Here is a 19175-nt window from a genome sequence, read left to right on the forward strand (position 1 = left end):
CGTGTCGCGACGTCATTCACGGCGTGTCGCGAGAGCGCTCGCTCTCAGGAGCCGCCCCGGCTCAGCGCGCAGGAGTTCGATCCCATCGTCGGTGCAGCGCCGCTCGAGACCACGATGCCGAACGGCACGTCATGGCATGCCACGCCGCCGATCCATCCGCCCGATTCGCCGCCGAGGATCACGGCCGCGGTGGTCGCGCCGCCGATGTCCATCCCGTTCACCGTGGGAGCCGCCGAATCGTCCGTCTGGAGCGCTACCGAGCCGCCGCTCGCTGTGCTCGACAACAGCGTCGGGGAGGCCGTGCCGGCGATCGCGACCCCGACCGTGTTGTCGGAGAACGTGCTCGAGCGCACCGAGCCGCTGGTCGCGTCCATGAACAGCAGGCCCACCTCGCCGTTGCCGGAGAATCGGGAGGCTTCGATGCTCACACGGTGCCGGCCGGTCACCGCGAGGCCTGCCCACGCGTTCCGCTCGAACAGGGTGTCGGTGACCTCGAGCGTCGTCTGCTCGCCGGTGACGTCGTCGGCGCCGGCGGACAGGTACACGCCGGCACCGCCGATGCCGTCCGCGATGGTGGCGCCCGCCACCCGCGCACCGCTCAGCACGAGCGACGCCCAGGGACCGGCGACGACGGCCGATGCGGGATCGGGACCCGCGACCTCGACCGTCATGTCGACGACCTTCACCAGACCGGTCGCGGCGATCAGGACGGCGGCGTCGGACGCCGAGGAGCGCAGGACGGTGGCGTCCCGGCCTGCGCCGCGCAGCGTCACGCCGTCGAGCAGGACGATGGTGTCGTCCGCCTCCACCGTCCCCGCCGGCAGTACGAGGGTTCCGCCCTCGGGGATCTGCGCGACGACCTCGGCGAGATCCTCGCCCGTCTGCAGCGTGCGCTCCGTCGTGTCGGCGGGGATGCGCCCGAGAAGCGTCGCCGAGACCCGGCGCCAGACGGCGGTCGCGATCGCGCCCTCAGGACGCACTTCGTCAAGCCCTGTCTGCAGCTCGTCCTCGAACCGGTCGGCGTCGCAGCCGAGGCGTTCGCGTGTCTCGCGCGCCGCGGCGACCGCGGCGGAGAGCGGGTCGCCGGACCCGTCGGTGTCGGGGGTTGCGCTCGGCAGCGGCTCCGGCGAGGCCGTCATCGATCCGTCGGGCCCCAACGGCCCTTCGTAGCCGGCCACGACGTCTGCGACCGCGTCGGAGACGGCGGCGGCCGCCGCGTCGCATTCCGCCAGACGGGTGTCTTCGGTCGGCGTCGGACCGGGCGTCTCCGCGGCGGTGCACCCGGAAAGCAGCACGACCAGGCCCAGGACGGCGGCGGCACGCGGCAGCATCACATTGCGGAGCATAGCGGCATGCCCGACGCGCGACCCGCGCCACCCGCGGCGCCGTGCCGCCCGATCCGACGGGAGCGCAGGGATAATTGACCCGTGCCCACCTACCGCGATGAAGTCGTGGTCCTGCGCACCCACAAGCTGGGGGAGGCCGACAGGATCGTGACGATGCTCAGCCGCCGTCACGGCAAGCTGCGCGCCGTCGCCAAGGGGGTGCGGCGCACATCGTCGCGGTTCGGCGCACGCCTCGAGCCCTTCATGGTCGCCGATGTGCAGCTGTACCAGGGGCGCTCGCTCGACATCGTCCAGCAGGCCGAATCGCTCGGCTCCTACGGCGCCGAGATCGTCGCCCACTACGACCGGTACACCTCCGCGCACGCCATGGTCGAGGCGGCCGATCGCCTCAACGAGGCCGAGGCGACGCCCCAGCAGTACCTGCTCCTCGTCGGAGGGCTTCGCGCCCTCTCGCGCGGCGAGCATGCCTCGCGGAGCGTCCTGGATTCCTACCTGCTCCGCGCGATGGCGCTCTCGGGCTGGGCGCCCGGCCTCGGCGAGTGCGCGCTCTGCGGACGCCGCGGCCCCCACGACACGTTCGTCGCCCAGCAGGGCGGCATCGTCTGCCGCGACTGCGCTCCGACCGGGGCCGCTCGCGTCGACGCCGCCACGGTGTCGCTCCTGCAGTCGCTGATGGCGGGGGAGTGGGACGCGGTGGATGCCGCGTCGCCGGGGTCGACCGCCGCCGCTTCGGGTCTCATCGCGGCCTACGCGCAGTGGCACCTCGAGCGCGGCATCCGTTCGCTCTCCCATGTCTCGGCAGCCCCGCAGGAAGGCACCAGGTGACCCCGAAGCCCTACACGCACCGCGACGCGGTGCCGTACCGCCCGCTCGACTGGACCGGCGTCTACCCGCCGGAGTACCCCCGCGGCGCCGTTCCGAACCACGTGGCCATCGTGATGGACGGCAACGGCCGCTGGGCCAACCGTCGGGGTCTCACCCGCATCGAGGGGCACAAGGCGGGCGAGGCCGCACTGCTGGACGTCGTGGCCGGCGCCATCCAGGCGGGCGTGAAGCACCTGTCGGTCTACGCGTTCTCGACCGAGAACTGGTCGCGCTCGCCCGAAGAGGTGCGCTTCCTCATGGGCTACAACCGCGACGTGCTCCACCGTCGGCGCGATCAGCTCAACGAGTGGGGCGTGCGCATCCAGTGGGCCGGCCGCAAGCCGCGCCTCTGGGGGAGCGTCATCAAGGAGCTGCAGTTCGCGGAGCAGCTGACCACCGGCAACAACGTGCTGACCCTCACGATGTGCGTGAACTACGGCGGCCGCATCGAGCTCGTCGATGCGATGCGCTCGATCGCCGACGACGTCGCGGCGGGCCGGCTGAAGCCCTCGGCGGTGTCGGAGAAGCTGATCCAGCGACGCCTCTACCGCCCGGACATGCCGGATGTCGACCTGTTCCTGCGGTCGAGCGGCGAGCAGCGCACCTCGAACTTCCTGCTGTGGGAATCGGCGTATGCGGAGTTCGTGTTCCTCGACACGCTCTGGCCCGACTTCACGCGGGAGGACCTGTGGCACGGCATCGACGCCTACCTCGGACGTGATCGCCGATTCGGCGGCGCCGTGGACGCCCCCGACGCCGCCACGTCCTGATCTCACGCCTGCGTCCGACGGGGTATCCAGCGAGCCCTTGCGCCCTCATCATTGACGTGAGCCGCGCATGCGGCCGGTCAGGAGGCGCGTCATGGCGCTGTCAGGGCCTCGGGTGGGCCTCGCCGCGATCCTGAGCCTCGTCGCGGCTTTCGCCCTGGCGGGCTGCGGGACGCCGGTGACCACCGAGGACGCGGGACGCACCACGACGGCGAGCCCTTCCTCGTCCGCGAACCGCACGGACGAGGTCACTGCCGAAGGGGAGACCGACACCGGCGGTGAGGACCAGGGCCAGGCGGATTCCGACGGCGGAGAGGATCCCGCCCAGGACCGCGTCCGCACCGGCCCCGTCGCCCAGTACGGCGGACCCGCCTACGGCGACCAGGGCACCGCCGAGGTCCTCGAGCCGGGGGTCTGGTGCAAGACGATCGCGGTGTTCTGGGGCGGCGACGCGGTGCCGGACGGCGTCAGCTTCACGTTCGAGAACGCGGTGACCGATCGGCCCGGCCTGCGGGTCGACGGCGGGGTCTGCGGAACCCGCGGCGCGGACCGCTCCTGCCTCGGCATGCTCGTCGCGGCGAACGAGTCCGGCATCTTCTGCAGCCTCGTCCTCCGCCCCGGCGGCGACTTCCAGGACGGGACCGCCATCACCTTCCGCGGCACGCTCGAGTGCCCGACCGCCGAGATCTGCGACCAGGTCGCGGCGCGCGAGGTCGACCCGGGACCCCCGATCATCGTCAACGACCCGGAGCCGTCTGACGAGCAGGACCAGGAGCAGGTCGAGGACCCGGATCAGCAGCAGGAGCCGCAGCCCTCCGACACGCCCACCATAGAGGTGGACGGCTGATGGCAGCTCACCCGCGTGCCGCATCTCCGCCCGAACCTGCGGCCTCAACGGCAGCGGATGCCGCAGGCCACGACACCCCCGCACCCGCCGGCACCTCCGCACCCGCAGGGTCCTCCGCATCGACCGCCGATGAGCCGCTCCGGGTCGACCCCGGGCTCGGCTTCGAGAAGTGGATGGGCTTCCTCTCCTCCTTCGTGGCTCCGCTCACCCTGGTCACCGCGCTGCTCTTCTACTTCGGCTATGTGTCGACGCGCGAGTTCTTCCGGTACTTCGGCGTCGACGTCGACATCATCGGGCTGAGCTCGCAGGAGTTCGTGATGCGCAGCCCCGGCGCGCTGTTCATCCCGGTCATGGTCCTCACCCTGCTCGCCGCCGCCGCGATCCTCGGCCATCGCGCCCTGCGGAAGTGGCTGCTGACCCAGGAGCGCCCCGCGCAACGGCGTGTGATCGGCATCCTCGCCTGGACCGGGATCGGCTTCATCCTCGCGGGCCTCGTCCTGGCCTTCCTCGTGCCGTTCCTGCCGCGATGGACGTACGGCCAGCTCCTCACCCCGCTGTTCCTCGCGATCGGCGCGGGCCTCGCGGCCTACGCCTCGGCCACCGTGCGCGCCCTCGACCGCTCGAGCGGCGGGCGAGGCGTCGTCGTGCTCCTCGTCCTGGTGATGATCGCCGGCACGTTCTGGTCGACGGCGACCACCGCGCAATGGTGGGGCCTCGGGCAGGCCCGCTCGCTCGCCGCCGACCTCACGACGCTCCCCGCCGTCGTGCTCGACACCCCCGAACGGCTCTATCCAGGCAACGACGCCATCACCTTCCAGCAGCTCGGGGACGAGGCATCCGTCGAAGATCCCGCGGCCGCCCCGCAGACGTTCGCATACCGATACTTCGGGCTGAGGCTGCTCGCGCAGGGCGGCGGGCGCCTCTACCTCGTGCCCGACGCCTGGTCGCCGGATGCCTCGACCCTGGTGGTGCCGTACGACGACGTGCGGGTGCGATTCCGGTTCGTGCCCGACGCCGATCCGCCGGTTCCCTGAGCATCCGCACCGGACCGACGCATTCGGCGGAATAGATGCGCGGACGCGCGCGGTTGTCCTCAGCATGACGGACGCCATCAAGATCGACGTGTGGAGCGACATCGCCTGCCCCTGGTGCTACATCGGCAAGCGCAACCTCGAGAACGGACTGGCCGCGGCATCCGCGGACGACGACGCCCCCGCCGTGGAGGTGACATACCACTCGTTCGAGCTGTCGCCCGATACGCCCGTCGATTTCGAGGGCGATGAGCTCGACTTCCTCGCGAAGCACAAGGGCATGCCGCGCGCCCAGGTGCAGCAGATGCTCGAGCGCGTGACCGGCGTCGCCGCCGACGCGGGCCTCGAGTACCGGTTCGACCTCCTCAAGCACACCAACACCGTGAAGGCCCACGAGCTCCTGCACTTCGCGAAGGAGCAGGGCCGTCAGCACGAGCTCGCCGAGCGTCTCATGGCCGCGTACTTCACCGAAGGGCGCCATCTGGGGCGACAGGACGAACTGGTCGACCTCGCCAGCGACGCCGGACTCGACGCCGACGCCGCCCGGGAGGCCCTCGAAAGCGGCCGCTACCTCGACGCGGTGCGTGCCGACCAGGCGCAGGCCGCGGCCTACGGCATCAACGGGGTGCCGTTCTTCGTGATCGACGGCAAGTACGGCGTGTCGGGTGCTCAGCCCGCCGAGGCCTTCGCGCAGATCGTGCGGCAGGTGTGGTCCGAACACCGCGAGCCCGCCGACGTCGACGCCTGAACCTCCGAACGAGGACGGGCCCGCCGCGATTCGTCGCGGCGGGCCCGTCCGATGTCTGCGGGGTCAGCGAGGCAGGTTCGCCTCGATGACCTCGACGATCGCCGGGTCGTCGGGCTTGACGTTCGGACGGAAGCGGTGGATGCCGCCCTCGGGCGTCAGGACGAACTTCTCGAAGTTCCAGACGATCGGGCCTTTCTTGCCCTCTGCATCGCGCGACTTCTTCAGCGCCTTGTAGACCGGAGCGGCGCCGGGGCCGTTGACCCGGACCTTGTCGAAGACGGGGAACGTCACACCCCACGTGACCGAGCAGTACTCGAGGATCTCGTCCATCGACCCTGGCTCCTGCCCCATGAACTGGTTGCAGGGGAAGCCCAGCACCGTGAAGCCGCGGTCGGCGTACGCCCGCTGCAGCTGCTCGAGCTGCTCGTACTGCGGAGTCAGGCCGCACTTCGACGCCACGTTGACGACGAGGAGCACCTGGTCGCCGTACTCGGAGAGGGTCGCGGTGCCGCCGTCGGCGGTGGTGAAGGGGATCTCGCGCAGGTCGGTGATCGTGGCCTCGGTCATCCCCCCAGGCTAAGCCCTGTGCACAGGGGCGCGGCCGTTCAGCCAAGGGACGGATTCCTGTAAGAGAATGGAACGCGTGACTACTGCCCTCGCCCTTGCGCCGACGCTGCGCATCGGGCCCATCGAACTCGACGCCCCCGTGGTGCTCGCGCCGATGGCGGGCATCACCAACACCGCATTCCGGCGCCTCTGCCGCGAATACGGAGCCGGCCTCTACGTCAGCGAGATGATCACGACGCGCGCTCTCGTCGAGCGCAACGCGACGACGATGCGCCTGATCACGCACCACGAGTCCGAGACCCCTCGCTCGATCCAGCTCTACGGCGTCGATCCCGCGACGACCGAGGCCGCCGTGCGCCTCCTCGTCGAAGAGGATCGCGCCGATCACATCGATCTGAACTTCGGATGCCCCGTCCCGAAGGTCACCCGCAAGGGTGGGGGAGCGGCCCTCCCGTGGAAGCTCGGCCTGTTCCGCGACATCGTGACGCGCGCCGCCCGCGCCGCCGGTGACATCCCCCTCACGGTGAAGATGCGCAAAGGCATCGACGCCGACCACCTCACCTACCTCGACGCCGGACGCATCGCAGAGGACGCCGGCGTGGCCGCGGTCGCCCTGCACGCACGCACCGCGTCGGAGTTCTACTCAGGTCAGGCGGACTGGTCCGCGATCGCCCGGCTCAAAGAGACGGTCACCAGCGTCCCGGTGCTCGGCAACGGCGACATCTGGTCGGCCGACGACGCTGTGCGCATGATGCACGAGACGGGGTGCGACGGCGTCGTCGTCGGTCGCGGCTGCCTCGGGCGTCCCTGGCTGTTCGGCGATCTGGCCCGCGCGCTCGGCGGCCCCGGCGCCGCGCCGGCCGAGCCGGTCGACGCGACCCTCGGGTTCGTCTCGCGCGCGTTCCGCCGTCACGCCGAGCTGCTCGTCGAGTTCTTCGAGGACGAGGACCGCGGCTGCCGCGACATCCGCAAGCACGTCGCGTGGTACTTCAAGGGCTACCCGGTGGGCGGAGAGCTCCGCGCGAGCCTCGCCACCGCATCGAGCCTCGCCGAGATCGACGACCTGCTCGCCACCCTCGATGCCGACGCCCCGTACCCGGGCGCGGCCGCCGAAGGGCAGCGAGGGCGCGCCGGAACCCCGAAGCGCCCCGCTCTGCCCGACCGCTGGCTCGAGTCGCGCGAGCTCAGTGCCGAGGCCACCACCGCCATCGCCGAAGCGGAACTCGACCACAGTGGCGGGTGACCTGGCCGGCGCGTCCGAGCGCCCGGTGGGCTACGACGACGCCGATGCCGCCCGCTTCCATGCCGAGCGCCACCGCTCCCAGCGCGACGACTTCGCGCGCGACCGCGCGCGTGTGCTGCACTCGGCCGCGCTGCGCCGACTGGCCGCGAAGACCCAGGTGCTGAGTCCCGCGAGCCCTGCTGACTTCGCGCGGAACCGACTCACCCACTCGCTCGAGGTCGCCCAGGTCGGCCGCGAGCTGGCGACTGCCCTCGACCTCGCCGCCGATGTCGTCGACACCGCCTGCCTCAGCCACGATCTCGGACACCCGCCCTTCGGCCACAACGGCGAGCGGGCCATGAACGAATGGGCCGAGGACGTCGGCGGCTTCGAGGGCAACGCGCAGACCCTGCGCATCCTCACGCGGCTCGAGCCCAAGGTGATCGACGCCGATGGGCGCAGCTTCGGCCTCAACCTCACGCGAGCGAGCCTCGACGCCGCCTGCAAGTACCCGTGGACGGCCGATCACCCGCTTCCCGATCCCGGCGGTCGGCTCAAGTTCGGCGTGTACCCCGAAGACGAAGAGGTGTTCCGCTGGGTGCGCGACGGCGCACCGGGCAGGCTCCGCTGCATCGAGGCCGAGGTCATGGACCTCTCCGACGACATCGCCTACTCGGTCCACGACTTCGAGGACGCGGTCGTCAACGGCTACCTCGACCCGGCGCGCCTGGTCGACCCGCGCGAGCACGAGTGGCTCCTCACCGCGATCCAGTCCTGGGTCGGGTTCGACTTCGCCCGCGACGAACTCGAGGACGCGCTGTTCCGGCTCACCCGCATGCCCGAGTGGATCGATTCCTTCGACGGCACCCGTGCGGCGCTCGCGCGGCTCAAGAACCTCACCTCCGACCTGATCGGCCGCTTCGCGCGCGCCGCGACGACGGCCACACGCGAGTCCTACGCGACGTCCGTGCTCACCCGGTACCGCGGCCACCTCATCGTGCCCCGCATCGTCGAGGCCGAGATGGCGGTGCTCAAGGGCATCATCGGCGCCGCGGTCGTGTCGATCGAAGGGCGCAAGGACCTCTACAAGGAGCAGCGACGCGTCCTCAAGCGCCTCGCGACGGCCCTGTGGGACCACCCCGACGCGCTCGACGCGCTCCACGCCGAGGACTTCGCAGCGGCCGACACGGATGCTGCGCGCCGCCGTGTGGTCGTCGACCAGGTCGCCAGCCTCACCGATCAGCTCGCGATCGCGTGGCACGGGTCGCTCGTCGGACCTGTGGACGCGGCATCCGTCGGCGTATGGGCGCCGGGCGCACGGCCCATGGACACGGCCTCCCGCGCCTTCCGTGCGTCCGAGGCCCGCTGATGGCGGGGCGGATCCGTCAGGCGGACGTCGACGAGGTCAAGGCGCGCACGAACATCGCCGACATCATCGGAGAGCGGGTCGCCCTCAAGTCCGCCGGCGTGGGTTCGATGAAGGGGCTCTGCCCGTTCCACGACGAGCGCAGTCCGAGCTTCAACGTGCGGCCCCAGGCCGGCTTCTACCACTGCTTCGGCTGCGGCGAGTCCGGGGACGTGTACTCGTTCCTGCGTGCGATGGACCATGTGACGTTCACCGAGGCCGTGGAGCGCCTGGCCGGCCGCATCGGCTACGCCCTCCACTACGAGGACGGCGGCGCCGCCCCCGAGCACACTGGTCGCGCTCGCCTGTACGCGGCCAACGCCGCGGCCGCGGAGTTCTTCCGCGCGCAGCTCATGACGCCCGAGGCCGACATCGCGCGACGCTTCCTCGGTCAGCGCGGCTTCGACGCCGGCGCCGCGGCCCACTTCGGCGTGGGATTCGCCCCGAAGGGCTGGGAGGGCATGACCAAGGCGCTGCGCACCCAGGGCTTCACCGACGAGGAGCTCTCGTCCGCAGGCCTCGTGTCGCAGGGGCAGCGCGGCGTCTACGACCGCTTCCGCGGACGTGTGGTCTGGCCCATCCGCGATGTGACCGGGCAGGTGATCGGGTTCGGGGCGCGGAAGCTCTTCGACGACGACAACGGCCCGAAGTACCTCAACACCCCCGAGACGACCATCTACAAGAAGGCGCAGGTGCTCTACGGGCTCGACCTCGCGAAGCGCGAGGTGTCCCGCCAGCACCAGGTCGTGGTCGTCGAGGGCTACACCGACGTGATGGCGTGCCACCTCGCTGGCATCACGACCGCGATCGCGACGTGCGGCACGGCGTTCGGCTCCGACCACATCACGGTGCTCCGGCGCGTGATGGGCGACGACTCCACGGCCGGCGAGGTCGTGTTCACCTTCGACCCGGATGCCGCGGGGCAGAAGGCGGCGCTGCGCGCCTTCGCCGACGCCAAGCGGTTCAACGCGCAGACCTATGTCGCGACGGGCCCGGAAGGACTCGACCCGTGCGACCTGCGCCTCGCCCGCGGCGACGGCGCCGTGCGGGCGCTCCTCGAGACGAAGGTGCCGATGGTCGAGTTCGTGCTCGACCAGCGCATCTCGGGCTACGACCTGCGCAGCGTCGAAGGGCGCGTCGGCGCGCTGCGAACCGCGGCACCGGTCGTCGCGGAACTGCGCGATCCTCTGCTGCAGCCGGAGTACGTGAGGGTGCTTGCCAGACGGCTCGGCATGGACACCGAGGACGTCCGCCGCGAAGTCGAGCGTGCGGGCCGCAGCAGCGGGGGCGGCCGGCGCGACGCCGCGCCCGGCGCGGCCGAGCCGTCGAACCCGCCGATCGACGACGGCACCCTGCGCGTGACGCTCGCGACCCTGCCGCGCACGCCGGAGGTCGGGCTGGAGCGGGGTGCCGTGATGGGCGTGCTGCAGTTCGGCCATCGCATGGATCCGTCGCTCGTCGCGCGCGCCCTCGACCTGCCGTTCCGGCACCCGGCCCTCGATGCCGTGCGCATCGCCGTGCGCGACGCCGCGGGCATGCAGCGGCCCGGCTGGGCCGTGGATGCCGTCGCCACCGTCCGCGAGCCCTACCGGTCGCTCGCGGCGGAGCTGCTCGCCGCCGATTTCCCGGCGCTGAGCGACGACGAGGCGGTCTCTTCGGCAAGCGACCTCGCGCGCCGGCTGGTGATGCGCGGGTTCGACCGCGAGAAGGCGGAGCTGCTCGGAGCGATCCAGCGCGTGCCCGCGGAGTCGGAGGAGGGCCGCACCATCCGGCTGCGCCTGCGTGAGCTCGACGCCCAACGTCAGGCCCTCGCTGACGAGGCGTCCTGATCCGGTCCCGTCGGCTGGCGTCGACGCCGGTCAGCAGGCAGGATGAGGACATGGCTCACCGGCGAGATGCGGATGTCGCGATCGACTGTTCGGATCTGTCGATCGCCCGCTCGGGTCGGGGCGGTCCGGCGCAGCGCGTCGTCGACGGCGTGTCGTTCAGACTGCCGCACGGCGGCATCCTGGCGCTGATGGGCCCCACGGGCTCCGGCAAGTCGTCGCTCGCCGCGGTGCTGGCCGGCGCCGACGAGCCCGGTCTCGCCGTCGTGGGCGGACGCGGCATCGTCGAAGGCGTCGCGGTACGGCGTCCCGGCCGCGCCCACCGCTACCTCACGTACTACGCCGGCTACGTCCCGCAGGCCGCGGGCGCACATCTTCCGGCCCGCCTCACGGTCGCCGAGGTGATCGGCGAACCGATCACCAGTCGCGACCGGCACGTCAGCGCGCGAGCACTCGCGGTGCGGGTGGCGTCACTGCTCGACGAGCTCATGCTGCCCCTCGGCGCGGCGCCCAAGTACCCGTACGAGCTGAGCGCGGGCATGCGTCAGCGTGTGGCACTGGCCCGGGCCCTCGTGCTCCAGCCTCGCGTGCTGATCGCCGACGAGCCCTTCGCCAACATGGACGTCGAGGTGCGCAAGGCCGCACGCGAGGCGGTGCTCCGACGTCGACGCGAGCTCGACATGGCCGCCCTCGTCGTGACCAACGAGCCGGAGGTCGTGAGCGAGCTGGACGCGGACGTCCTCGTGCTGCGCGCGGGCCACGCCGTCGCCTTCGGGCACGGCACCGAGGATCTGCTGTGGACGCCCGACGGGCAGGCCGATCGACGCGTCGTCAACTCCTGAACGGGCCCACGTGGTCATGAGCACGTCCTGAGCTTTGCTAGTATGGACTGGTTGCCCGCACGAGAGTGCGGACCATTCCTCCATAGCTCAATTGGCAGAGCAATCGGCTGTTAACCGATAGGTTCTTGGTTCGAGTCCAAGTGGGGGAGCGAAAGCCTCGGGGCTCCACCCCCGAGGCTTTCTTCGTCTCCGGGGATCACATCGAGGAGTGCACATGGCGGCTCGCGCGAAGCCTTCGCCGCGTCTGGCCGTCGAGGGCGGGGTCCCTGCACCGGCGCCCGTCTATCGCTCCGTCCCCCTCCTGATCGCCCTCGCCGTGTTCGGCGTCGCCGTGCTGTGGGTCGGGCTCGTGGTGCTGTTCGGCGGGGATCCCTGGATGTTCCCGCTCTCCGCACCGGCGCCCTGGCTCTTCCTCGCGCTCGTGCCGTCGATCATCGCGATCCTGCTCGCCGTCCGGGGGATCGCGCTGTGGTCGCTGCTGTCCGCCGTGGCGAGCCTCTGGCTCGTTCCCACGGGCATCGCCACGATCGCCGTCGTCCTGGTCGCCCTCTGGTCCGTGCGAGGCATCCGCCGGCAGTGGGCCGCCCACGATCTCGATTCCGTGATCGCCACCGCCGCCGCGCACGACCTCCCGGTGCTCGTCGTGCAGCATGTCGCGGGCAAGCCGGGTGCGCGCAAGCGCACCGACACCACGCAGGTGCAGGTGCGCGACGTCGACACCGGAGAACTCTCCACCGCTCGCGTGTGGGGCCCGATGCGCATCGGCACGACGCTGGTCCGGCAGGGCATGAACGTCATCGCCCAGGCGCCTCCCGGAGCAGATGCGGAGCTGCGCAGATGGGTCCAGCGCCAGAACCGCCGCGACGACGCATCCGCAGCGTGACCCGAGCCGTGTGGCCGTGTGCGATCATTCGACGATGGCGCACACCCGCCCGGCGATCCTCACCCGCGGTCTGATCTCGCTCGCGGTCGGTGTCGTCGCCGGTTTCGCGGTCACGCCGTTCCTGGGTCTCGCGGCAGGGCTGCTCGCAGGCTGGGCGGCGCTGTCGCTCACGACCCTGCTCCTCATCGTCCCGAACATCTGGAGGATGGATGCCGCGCAGACGCGCGCTCATGCCACCGCGGAGGACCCGGGCCGCCGCCTTGCACGCCTGATCTCCCTCGCCGGCAGCGTCGCGAGCCTCGCTGCGGTCGCCGTCGTGATCGTGCAGGCGCGGCACGCCGACGAGCTGACGTCGTTCCTGCTCGCGGGCATCGCCGTGGTGGCAGTCGCGGCGTCGTGGGGCCTCATCCAGATGGACTACATGCTCCGATACGCGCACCTGTACTACACGGAGCCGGTCGGCGGCATCGCCTTCAATCAGCGCGAGGACCCGATGTACACGGACTTCGCCTACTTCTCGGTGGGGCTCGGCATGACGTATCAGGTCGCGGACACCAACGTGTCGCAGAACGTGATCCGGCGCACCGTGATCGCGCAGACGCTGCTGGCGTACCTCTTCGGTGCGGTGATCCTCGCGACGGTGATCAACCTCGTCGCAGGCCTGGGCGGCTGACGAGGCGCCGGGTCGGGGCGACTCAGGCGTCGATCTGGTCGACGCCCGGCGTCCACGAGCTTCCGGGACGCCCCCACCCCCGCTTGCGGGCGAGTTTCTGCACGGTCTTCCAGTCGCCGTCGTCGAGGCGGTCGACGTAGAGGATGCCGTCGAGATGGTCGAACTCGTGCTGCATGATGCGCGCGCGCCAGCCGTCGACCTGGATGTGGACCGGGTCGCCCTCGAGGTCCGTGCCGGTCACCAGCACTTCGTCCGACCGGCGCAGCGGGAACCGCTCGCCAGGAAACGAGAGGCATCCTTCGGACTCCTCGTCGGGGTCGGGCCCACCCGGCTCGAGCGGCCTCATCCAGAGCTCGGGGTTGATGATCACGCCACGCCAGGGCGCACCGTCGTCGTCGGCGTAGTTGTACGTGTAGATGCGCAGCGGCACACCGACCTGCGGGGCCGCGAGGCCCACGCCGGGTGCGGCATCCATCGTCTCGAACATGTCGGCGACGAGGGTGCGGATCTCGTCCGTGATCTCTTCGACGGCGGACGCAGGGGAGTGCAGGACGGGATCGCCCATGATGCGAATCGGGAGAACAGCCACGCCTTGAGCCTATCGACCGGTGCCTGCGGCTAGTGTCGATGTGTGGTGTGGACGGCGGTTGAGCTCGAGGACGTAGGCGATCAGCTCGTCGGCGCGTTCCAGAATCCCGGAATCCTCATCGGCATCCCGCTGGCCCTGCTCGGCGCCATCTTCATGTCGTTCGGCGCGCAGTACCAGCACCGCGGCGTCACGAAGGTCGAGCGTCTCTACGGCTCGCAGGGGAGCGGCGGGCTGGGCGCGAACCACCTGCTGAAGCTTCTCTCGCGACCGTCCTGGGTGATCGGGACCGTCATGCTGGGGCTCGCGATCGTCTGCCAGCTCTCGGCGCTGGCGTTCGCGCCGCTCATCGTCGTGCAGCCTCTGGGGGCGATCGCCCTCGTGATCACGACGCTGCTGAACGCCCAGATCAGCGGGCACAGGCCGACCAGGCGCTCGCTGACCGCGATCGGCGCCTGCGTCGGCGGCATCTTCATCTTCGTCACCATCGCGGCGCTGTATGCGACCGAGAAGCCGGTCTCGAACGGCCAGCTCATCACGATCCTGGTGATGCTCGGGATCGTCACGGTCGTCTTCGCGGGCCTGTGGATCTGGCTGCGCTCGCGCATGGGGGCGCTCTTCTACATCATCGCCGCCGGCGTCATCTACGGCTTCGTCGCGACGCTCGCCAAGGTCGTGATCGTGCGCATCCAGTCGCAGGACTTCGACTGGCTCACCTTCACGTGCCTCGCCGCGCTCATCGCGGGCGCCATCGTCGGCGCCTACTTCGTGCAGAACGCGTACGCCTCCGGGCCGCCCGACCTCGTCGTCGCCGGCCTCACTGTCATCGACCCGATCGTCGCGATCTTCATCGGCCTGACGGTGCTGCAGGAGGCGGCCGGCGCACCGCTCTGGGTCTACATCTCGTTCGCATTGGTGGGCGCGGTCGCGGTGTGGGGCGTGTTCCAGCTCGCCCGCCACCATCCGCAGGTGCTGAGCGAGAGTCAAGAGCTCCCGATCCAGCGGGGGAGCGCCGGAGGAGCGACGGATGCTGCGCACCCGCGCACCGGATCCATCAAGGTGACCGAGGCCGTCGCCAAGGTGTGGCCTGAGCCACCCGTCAAGGATCGCGCGGACGAGCCCGGGGGCACGGCGGGCAGGTAGGCTCGTCACCGCGCGCCTGACGCGCACGGGGCGGTGGCCAAGCTGGTCAAGGCAGCGGGCTCATAACCCGACGATCGTGGGTTCAAGTCCCACCCGCCCTACGCATCGAGGTCCGTCTCAACCCACCGGGTTGTGACGGACCTCAGCCCTTTTCGGGCCCCGGATCACGGGTCGATGAGAAATTCGTTCATACCCCTAACTTTCGGAGGGGGACCAGTGACGCGCGGCTCGGTTTGGCTGTAGCGTCAGCGGCAGCAACTGTCCCTCGCGCCTTTTGGAGGCGAACAATGAAGTTCTTGCAGAGGCTCGGCCGATCGATCATGCTCCCGGTGGCCGTGCTGCCGGTGGCCGCAATCCTGGTCGGCATCAGCAACTGGATCAAAGGCACGATCGGCGGCGGAGTCGTCGTCGACTTCCTCTACACCGCCGGAATCTCCCTGCTGTCGAATCTGGCACTGCTGTTCGCCGTCGGCATCTCGATCGGCATGGCGAAGAAGAGCGACGGCACGTCCGCGCTCGCGGGCGTGGTGTCCTGGCTGGTGGTGACCACGCTGCTGAAGCCGGAATCCGTGATGCTGTTCATGGGCGTGAACGACGTGAACGAGGTCCCCGCCGCGTTCGCCAACGTCGAGAATGTCTTCGTCGGCATCCTCTGCGGCCTGATCGGCGCATTCTGCTACGACAGGTTCAAGGACACCAAGCTGCCCGATGCGCTGTCGTTCTTCTCCGGCAAGCGCTCGGTAGCCATCGTCACGGCGGGCTTCTCGCTGGTCCTGGCGGCGATCTTGTTCTTCGTCTGGCCGTTCGTCTACGGCGGACTGGTCACGTTCGGTGAATGGATCTCGTTCCTCGGGCCGCTCGGCGCGGGAATCTACGGATTCCTCAACCGGCTCCTCATCCCGATCGGCCTGCATCACGCCCTGAACTCCGTGTTCTGGTTCGACGTGGCCGGGATCAACGACCTGAACAACTTCCTCGCCGGAACAGGCACGTACGGCGTCACCGGTCAGTACATGACGGGCTTCTTCCCGATCATGATGTTCGGTCTGCCCGGTGCCGCCCTCGCGATGTACCTCACCGCCAAGAGCACGCGCAAGAAGATCACCTACGGCATCCTGCTGTCCGCGGCGATCGCCTCGTTCTTCGTCGGCGTCACGGAACCGCTCGAGTTCTCGTTCATGTTCCTGGCTCCGGTCCTTTACGTGGTGCACGCGGTCTTCACCGGCATCTCGATGGCCATCAGCGCGATCCTCCCGGTCCGGATGGGCTTCGGGTTCTCCGCAGGATTCGTCGACCTCGTGCTCAACTGGACGAACCCGATGGCGCAGAACCCTTGGCTGATCCCGGTCATGGGCGTCTTCTGGTTCTTCATCTACTTCGGGGTGTTCTACTTCTTCATCAAGCGGTTCAACCTCAAGACGCCGGGCCGCGAGGACGACAACATCCTCGAGGAGGGCACGGAGTTCGACACGCACGACGTCGACCAGAAGTACCTCGTCACGGGAAGCCGCTTCATCGACGCGCTGGGTGGCAAGGAGAACATCCTCGACCTGGACAATTGCGCGACGCGCCTGCGATTGGAGATCAACGACGTCAGCCAGGTCGACGACGCGGCGCTGAAGCGAGCGGGAGCGGCGGGCACCATGAAGCCCGGTGGAAAATCCGTTCAGGTGGTCTACGGCACGAACGTGCAGTTCGTGAAGGACGCGATGGAGCAGATCATCTCGGGCCGGGTCGAGGCTCCGGCAGGAGCGGTGCCGGAGCAGGCCCCGGCCGCCGGCGGCACCGCAGTGCTGACGGACGCGCCGACGACCACCGCCGTCAAGCTCCGCCAGCCGCTCGAGGGCAAGGTCGTACCGCTGACAGCGGTGCCCGACCCCACGTTCGCGCAGGGGATCATGGGCCCGGGCGTCGCGATCGAGCCGACCGGCGACACGGTGATCGCGCCCGCTGACGGCACGATCGGCGCCACGTTCGACAGCAGCCACGCGGTGGCGCTCGTCCTCGATGACGGCACCGAGCTGCTCATCCACGTCGGCATCGACACGGTGGGCATGAAGGGCGACGGATTCCAGACCCTGGTCGAGAAGGGGCAGAGGGTCACGGCGGGCACGCCGCTGCTGCGCTTCGACCTCGCGAAGATCCAGGCCGCCGGGCACTCCTCGATCACGCCGGTGATCGTGCTCAACAACGAGAACGCCGCCGTCACCTTCGAGTGACGCCGGCGTCCCGGCGATGAACGGGACGGATGCCTCGAGCCGAGGCATCCGTCCCGTTCTCACATCGCGTTGCCGATGTAGGAGTACTTCACGAAGACCTCGGGGGCGAGTCCTGCCTCTTCGAGCACGCCCTGCACGGCGCTGAGCATGTAGCTGGAGTCCCAGCCCATGTAGAGCGAGTGCTCGTCGTCGAGACGATCCCACTGGCCGTTCCAGGACTGCGCCGTGTAGACCGGGCCACCCCGGCGCGCGCTGTACGCGACGACCGAGTCGCGGGAATCCGCCCAGAGCCGCTTGAAGACGCGGTTGAAGAGATACTTGACGTCGGGTACCTCCCAGTGCTCGCCGCAGTACTCGACGTACGACCACTCCCGGTGCCACCCCGGAGGCCATCCGCGACGGCGCACGGCGTCGAGGATCGGGGTGAGGCCGTCGTCGTCGATCGCCGGACCCCCCGGACGCTTCCAGACCTCGACGAACCGGCCGGTGAGCTGCGCCGAGCGGTCCGCGATCGCCGCGGTGCCCCAGGAGGGGAGCGTGGCGAGCTCGGCGGTCGTGGCCACCGAACTGCGGGCGTACAGCGCCTGCTTCTCGGGGAACGAGCGATCGAACGCGCGGAGGGCGAGATCCTCCTCGAGGACGGTGAGATTGCCGATCGTGTTCGCGAGGGCGCGATGGCTGTTCTGCTCGTCGTCCGTGTACGACGCCCACTCGCGCACACCGTCGCCCGACCAGCCGTCGCCGGGGGCGAGCGGGAAGATGTGCTCGACGTCGAGTCCGCCCGCGCCGTCCACGCCGGCGATGCGGCCGAGGACATAGGACGCGTGGGGGAGCTCCGAGTACTTCAGGGCCACTGCGATCCGCTCGTCGGACGGCGTGATGCGAGAGATCGCCGACACGAGCGCGCCGGCGCCCTCTTCGCGCGCTCGGCAGAGGCGCGCGACGAGCCGATCCACCCCGGTGCCCACGACCGCGCGGCGCACGAGCAGCGACTGCACCATCTCGAGCGTGTCGATCAGCTCGTCGCGCCCGAGCGATCCCAGCTCGAAGTCTCGGTACGCCCGCATCACGAGCGGGTACATGCCCGTGCCGAAGGTGCCGAGGTAGGCGAGGTGACGCGTGATCTCGGCATCCGGCGCCTCCGACGGCCGCAGCAGGATGCGGTACACGCGGGAGAGCTCTCGCCACTCGTCGGCGTGGCGCAGGAGCCCTTCGAAGTCGAGCCGCGGGAACTCGTGACGGAACACGTCGTACACGCCACGGCCGCCGACGACGGTGACCTCCCGACCGGTCCGCATGACGAGGTACTGCCTCCAGAACTCCGCGATCGAATCGCCGGTGTTCTGCTCGATCGCCTGCCAGTAGTCGGCTTCGATCTCCCGCTGCTCGGAGTGGTTGAGGCCCATCAGCACATAGTTGTGGATGAGCTCGTGGTCGCGCAGCGGCTCCCCGGTGGAGTTGAGGCTCTCGAAGATCTGCTGGGCGTTGGCGCCGGCGCCGAGCGTGATCGCCACGTGCTCGAGCTTCTGGAGCCCTCGCCAGATGTGGGGCGCCTCCTCGAGGCTGATCTGGCTGCGGAAGAACGCGTAATTGTCGTCGAACCGTGAATCTCGGTGCTCGCCCGCCGCGAGGGGAAGGTCGAGCACGACGCGCTCGAACACCGAGGCCCACGCGCGGTGCGGGCGCAGCTTCGTACGCGTCGCGTCGTGCGAGTGCACGAGCACCCGCTGCAGCTGATCGGCGAGGTCGGGATCCGCTTCGCGCACGGTGTGATGCAGGGCGGCGACGAGCAGCATGAGCGTCGTCGTCCGCTGCTGCCCATCGATGAGCACGAGTTCGGCGTCGGATCCCTCGCCGCTCGCGGAAGAGAGGATCGACCCGATGAAGTGCATCTGCCGATCGTCGAGGTCCGCCACCGCACGGATGTCGGCGAGGAGCTGTTCGCACCCCCCGATGTCCCACCGGTACTGCCGCTGATACACCGGGACGACGATCGTCCAGTCCGCGGCGGAGAGCCAGCCGATGGTGTTGACAGCAGTGGCATCGACGTTCGTGGCAGTGACCATGGCCCATCCAGTCTAGGCCGGGCTCCCCGCCACGAAGCGGGCGCACGACGGCCGCCGGTTATTCACGGCGCGGGCTTCGGGGGCGTTCAGACCCCCGAGGTAGGCTTACCTAAGTTGAGCCTGTTAAAACGTGCTGGCTC

The 19175-nt window shown here is 69.9% G+C and carries 17 protein-coding genes and 2 tRNA genes; 15 read left to right on the forward strand and 4 right to left on the reverse strand.

The annotated features are described in order from the left end of the window. Positions 1-44: 44 nt before the first annotated feature. Positions 45-1346 (reverse strand): right-handed parallel beta-helix repeat-containing protein, encoded by a 1302-nt coding sequence (locus ACFC1K_RS14010; RefSeq protein ID WP_375872084.1) that lies wholly within the window; start codon positions 1344-1346, stop codon positions 45-47. A gap of 81 nt (positions 1347-1427) precedes the next feature. Here ACFC1K_RS14010 and recO point away from each other — a divergent pair, with 81 nt between their 5' ends. The 5 genes from recO (at position 1428) to ACFC1K_RS14035 (ending at position 5603) form a co-directional block, all read left to right on the forward strand. Further along, entirely contained in the window at positions 1428-2171 is a 744-nt protein-coding gene (gene recO / locus ACFC1K_RS14015) for a DNA repair protein RecO (protein ID WP_056367373.1), read from the forward strand. Beyond that, complete coding sequence (locus ACFC1K_RS14020; RefSeq protein ID WP_375872085.1) at positions 2168-2980, forward strand: isoprenyl transferase; 813 nt, start codon at positions 2168-2170, stop codon at positions 2978-2980. Before recO ends, ACFC1K_RS14020 begins: the two co-directional genes overlap by 4 nt. 91 nt (positions 2981-3071) lie before the next feature. Continuing rightward, positions 3072-3824 (forward strand): hypothetical protein, encoded by a 753-nt coding sequence (locus ACFC1K_RS14025; RefSeq protein WP_375872086.1) that lies wholly within the window; start codon positions 3072-3074, stop codon positions 3822-3824. Then, the gene (locus ACFC1K_RS14030; protein WP_375872087.1) at positions 3824-4858 is read left to right on the forward strand and encodes a hypothetical protein; all 1035 of its coding nucleotides are present in this window, start codon (positions 3824-3826) and stop codon (positions 4856-4858) included. Before ACFC1K_RS14025 ends, ACFC1K_RS14030 begins: the two co-directional genes overlap by 1 nt. Positions 4859-4922: 64 nt before the next feature. After that, a complete protein-coding gene (locus ACFC1K_RS14035; RefSeq protein WP_375872088.1) occupies positions 4923-5603 on the forward strand; it encodes a DsbA family protein in 681 nt (226 codons plus the stop codon). A gap of 63 nt (positions 5604-5666) precedes the next feature. Here the strand turns inward: ACFC1K_RS14035 and ACFC1K_RS14040 are convergent, their stop codons facing one another. Continuing rightward, positions 5667-6170, reverse strand: a complete 504-nt coding sequence (locus ACFC1K_RS14040) for a glutathione peroxidase (protein ID WP_056367368.1) — start codon at positions 6168-6170, stop codon at positions 5667-5669. A 67-nt stretch (positions 6171-6237) separates the two neighbouring features. On the opposite strand from ACFC1K_RS14040, the gene dusB reads away from it, so the two are divergent. The 7 genes from dusB (at position 6238) to ACFC1K_RS14075 (ending at position 13021) form a co-directional block, all read left to right on the forward strand. Then, positions 6238-7413, forward strand: coding sequence for a tRNA dihydrouridine synthase DusB (gene dusB / locus ACFC1K_RS14045; protein ID WP_375872089.1), 1176 nt, complete (start codon positions 6238-6240; stop codon positions 7411-7413). Then, a complete protein-coding gene (locus tag ACFC1K_RS14050; RefSeq protein ID WP_375872090.1) occupies positions 7403-8761 on the forward strand; it encodes a deoxyguanosinetriphosphate triphosphohydrolase in 1359 nt (452 codons plus the stop codon). Before dusB ends, ACFC1K_RS14050 begins: the two co-directional genes overlap by 11 nt. Beyond that, entirely contained in the window at positions 8761-10626 is a 1866-nt protein-coding gene (gene dnaG, locus ACFC1K_RS14055) for a DNA primase (RefSeq protein WP_375872091.1), read from the forward strand. The genes ACFC1K_RS14050 and dnaG overlap by 1 nt, the downstream gene beginning before the upstream one ends. A 50-nt stretch (positions 10627-10676) precedes the next feature. Beyond that, entirely contained in the window at positions 10677-11465 is a 789-nt protein-coding gene (locus ACFC1K_RS14060) for an ATP-binding cassette domain-containing protein (RefSeq protein ID WP_310290957.1), read from the forward strand. 76 nt (positions 11466-11541) lie between these two features. Then, a tRNA-Asn gene (locus tag ACFC1K_RS14065) sits at positions 11542-11614 on the forward strand. Positions 11615-11679: 65 nt separating this feature from the next. After that, a complete protein-coding gene (locus ACFC1K_RS14070; RefSeq protein WP_375872092.1) occupies positions 11680-12348 on the forward strand; it encodes a hypothetical protein in 669 nt (222 codons plus the stop codon). Positions 12349-12382: 34 nt separating this feature from the next. Continuing rightward, on the forward strand, positions 12383-13021 hold the full coding sequence (locus ACFC1K_RS14075) for a DUF1345 domain-containing protein (protein WP_375872093.1): 639 nt from the start codon (positions 12383-12385) through the stop codon (positions 13019-13021). A gap of 22 nt (positions 13022-13043) precedes the next feature. Here the strand turns inward: ACFC1K_RS14075 and def are convergent, their stop codons facing one another. Beyond that, positions 13044-13610: a peptide deformylase gene (gene def, locus ACFC1K_RS14080; protein ID WP_310290952.1), complete on the reverse strand. Its 567-nt coding sequence runs from the start codon at positions 13608-13610 to the stop codon at positions 13044-13046. A 42-nt stretch (positions 13611-13652) separates the two neighbouring features. Here def and ACFC1K_RS14085 point away from each other — a divergent pair, with 42 nt between their 5' ends. The 3 genes from ACFC1K_RS14085 to nagE all read left to right on the forward strand — a co-directional run bounded on the left by ACFC1K_RS14085 (position 13653) and on the right by nagE (position 16969). Further along, positions 13653-14750, forward strand: coding sequence for a DMT family transporter (locus ACFC1K_RS14085; RefSeq protein WP_375872094.1), 1098 nt, complete (start codon positions 13653-13655; stop codon positions 14748-14750). Positions 14751-14777: 27 nt separating this feature from the next. Beyond that, positions 14778-14851 (forward strand) — tRNA-Ile (locus ACFC1K_RS14090). Positions 14852-15037: 186 nt separating this feature from the next. After that, positions 15038-16969, forward strand: coding sequence for an N-acetylglucosamine-specific PTS transporter subunit IIBC (gene nagE / locus ACFC1K_RS14095; RefSeq protein WP_375872095.1), 1932 nt, complete (start codon positions 15038-15040; stop codon positions 16967-16969). A 59-nt stretch (positions 16970-17028) separates the two neighbouring features. Here nagE and ACFC1K_RS14100 read toward each other — a convergent pair whose 3' ends face one another. Further along, positions 17029-19035 (reverse strand): DUF262 domain-containing protein, encoded by a 2007-nt coding sequence (locus ACFC1K_RS14100; RefSeq protein ID WP_375872096.1) that lies wholly within the window; start codon positions 19033-19035, stop codon positions 17029-17031. Between the last annotated feature and the right edge of the window lie 140 nt (positions 19036-19175).

The sequence above is a fragment of the Microbacterium sp. NPDC056057 genome, assembly GCF_042266945.1.
GTDB lineage: Bacteria > Actinomycetota > Actinomycetes > Actinomycetales > Microbacteriaceae > Microbacterium > Microbacterium trichothecenolyticum_C.

Excerpts from the sequence above, each read along its gene's own strand:
- ACFC1K_RS14100 (WP_375872096.1), bottom strand. The coding sequence starts at position 19,035 with ATGGTCACTGCCACGAACGTCGATGCCACTGCTGTCAACACCATCGGC.
- ACFC1K_RS14060 (WP_310290957.1), top strand. The coding sequence starts at position 10,677 with ATGGCTCACCGGCGAGATGCGGATGTCGCGATCGACTGTTCGGATCTG.
- ACFC1K_RS14040 (WP_056367368.1), bottom strand. The coding sequence starts at position 6,170 with ATGACCGAGGCCACGATCACCGACCTGCGCGAGATCCCCTTCACCACC.
- nagE (WP_375872095.1), top strand. The coding sequence starts at position 15,038 with ATGAAGTTCTTGCAGAGGCTCGGCCGATCGATCATGCTCCCGGTGGCC.
- ACFC1K_RS14075 (WP_375872093.1), top strand. The coding sequence starts at position 12,383 with ATGGCGCACACCCGCCCGGCGATCCTCACCCGCGGTCTGATCTCGCTC.
- dnaG (WP_375872091.1), top strand. The coding sequence starts at position 8,761 with ATGGCGGGGCGGATCCGTCAGGCGGACGTCGACGAGGTCAAGGCGCGC.
- ACFC1K_RS14010 (WP_375872084.1), bottom strand. The coding sequence starts at position 1,346 with ATGCTCCGCAATGTGATGCTGCCGCGTGCCGCCGCCGTCCTGGGCCTG.
- ACFC1K_RS14030 (WP_375872087.1), top strand. The coding sequence starts at position 3,824 with ATGGCAGCTCACCCGCGTGCCGCATCTCCGCCCGAACCTGCGGCCTCA.
- ACFC1K_RS14035 (WP_375872088.1), top strand. The coding sequence starts at position 4,923 with ATGACGGACGCCATCAAGATCGACGTGTGGAGCGACATCGCCTGCCCC.
- ACFC1K_RS14025 (WP_375872086.1), top strand. The coding sequence starts at position 3,072 with ATGGCGCTGTCAGGGCCTCGGGTGGGCCTCGCCGCGATCCTGAGCCTC.
- ACFC1K_RS14070 (WP_375872092.1), top strand. The coding sequence starts at position 11,680 with ATGGCGGCTCGCGCGAAGCCTTCGCCGCGTCTGGCCGTCGAGGGCGGG.
- dusB (WP_375872089.1), top strand. The coding sequence starts at position 6,238 with ATGGAACGCGTGACTACTGCCCTCGCCCTTGCGCCGACGCTGCGCATC.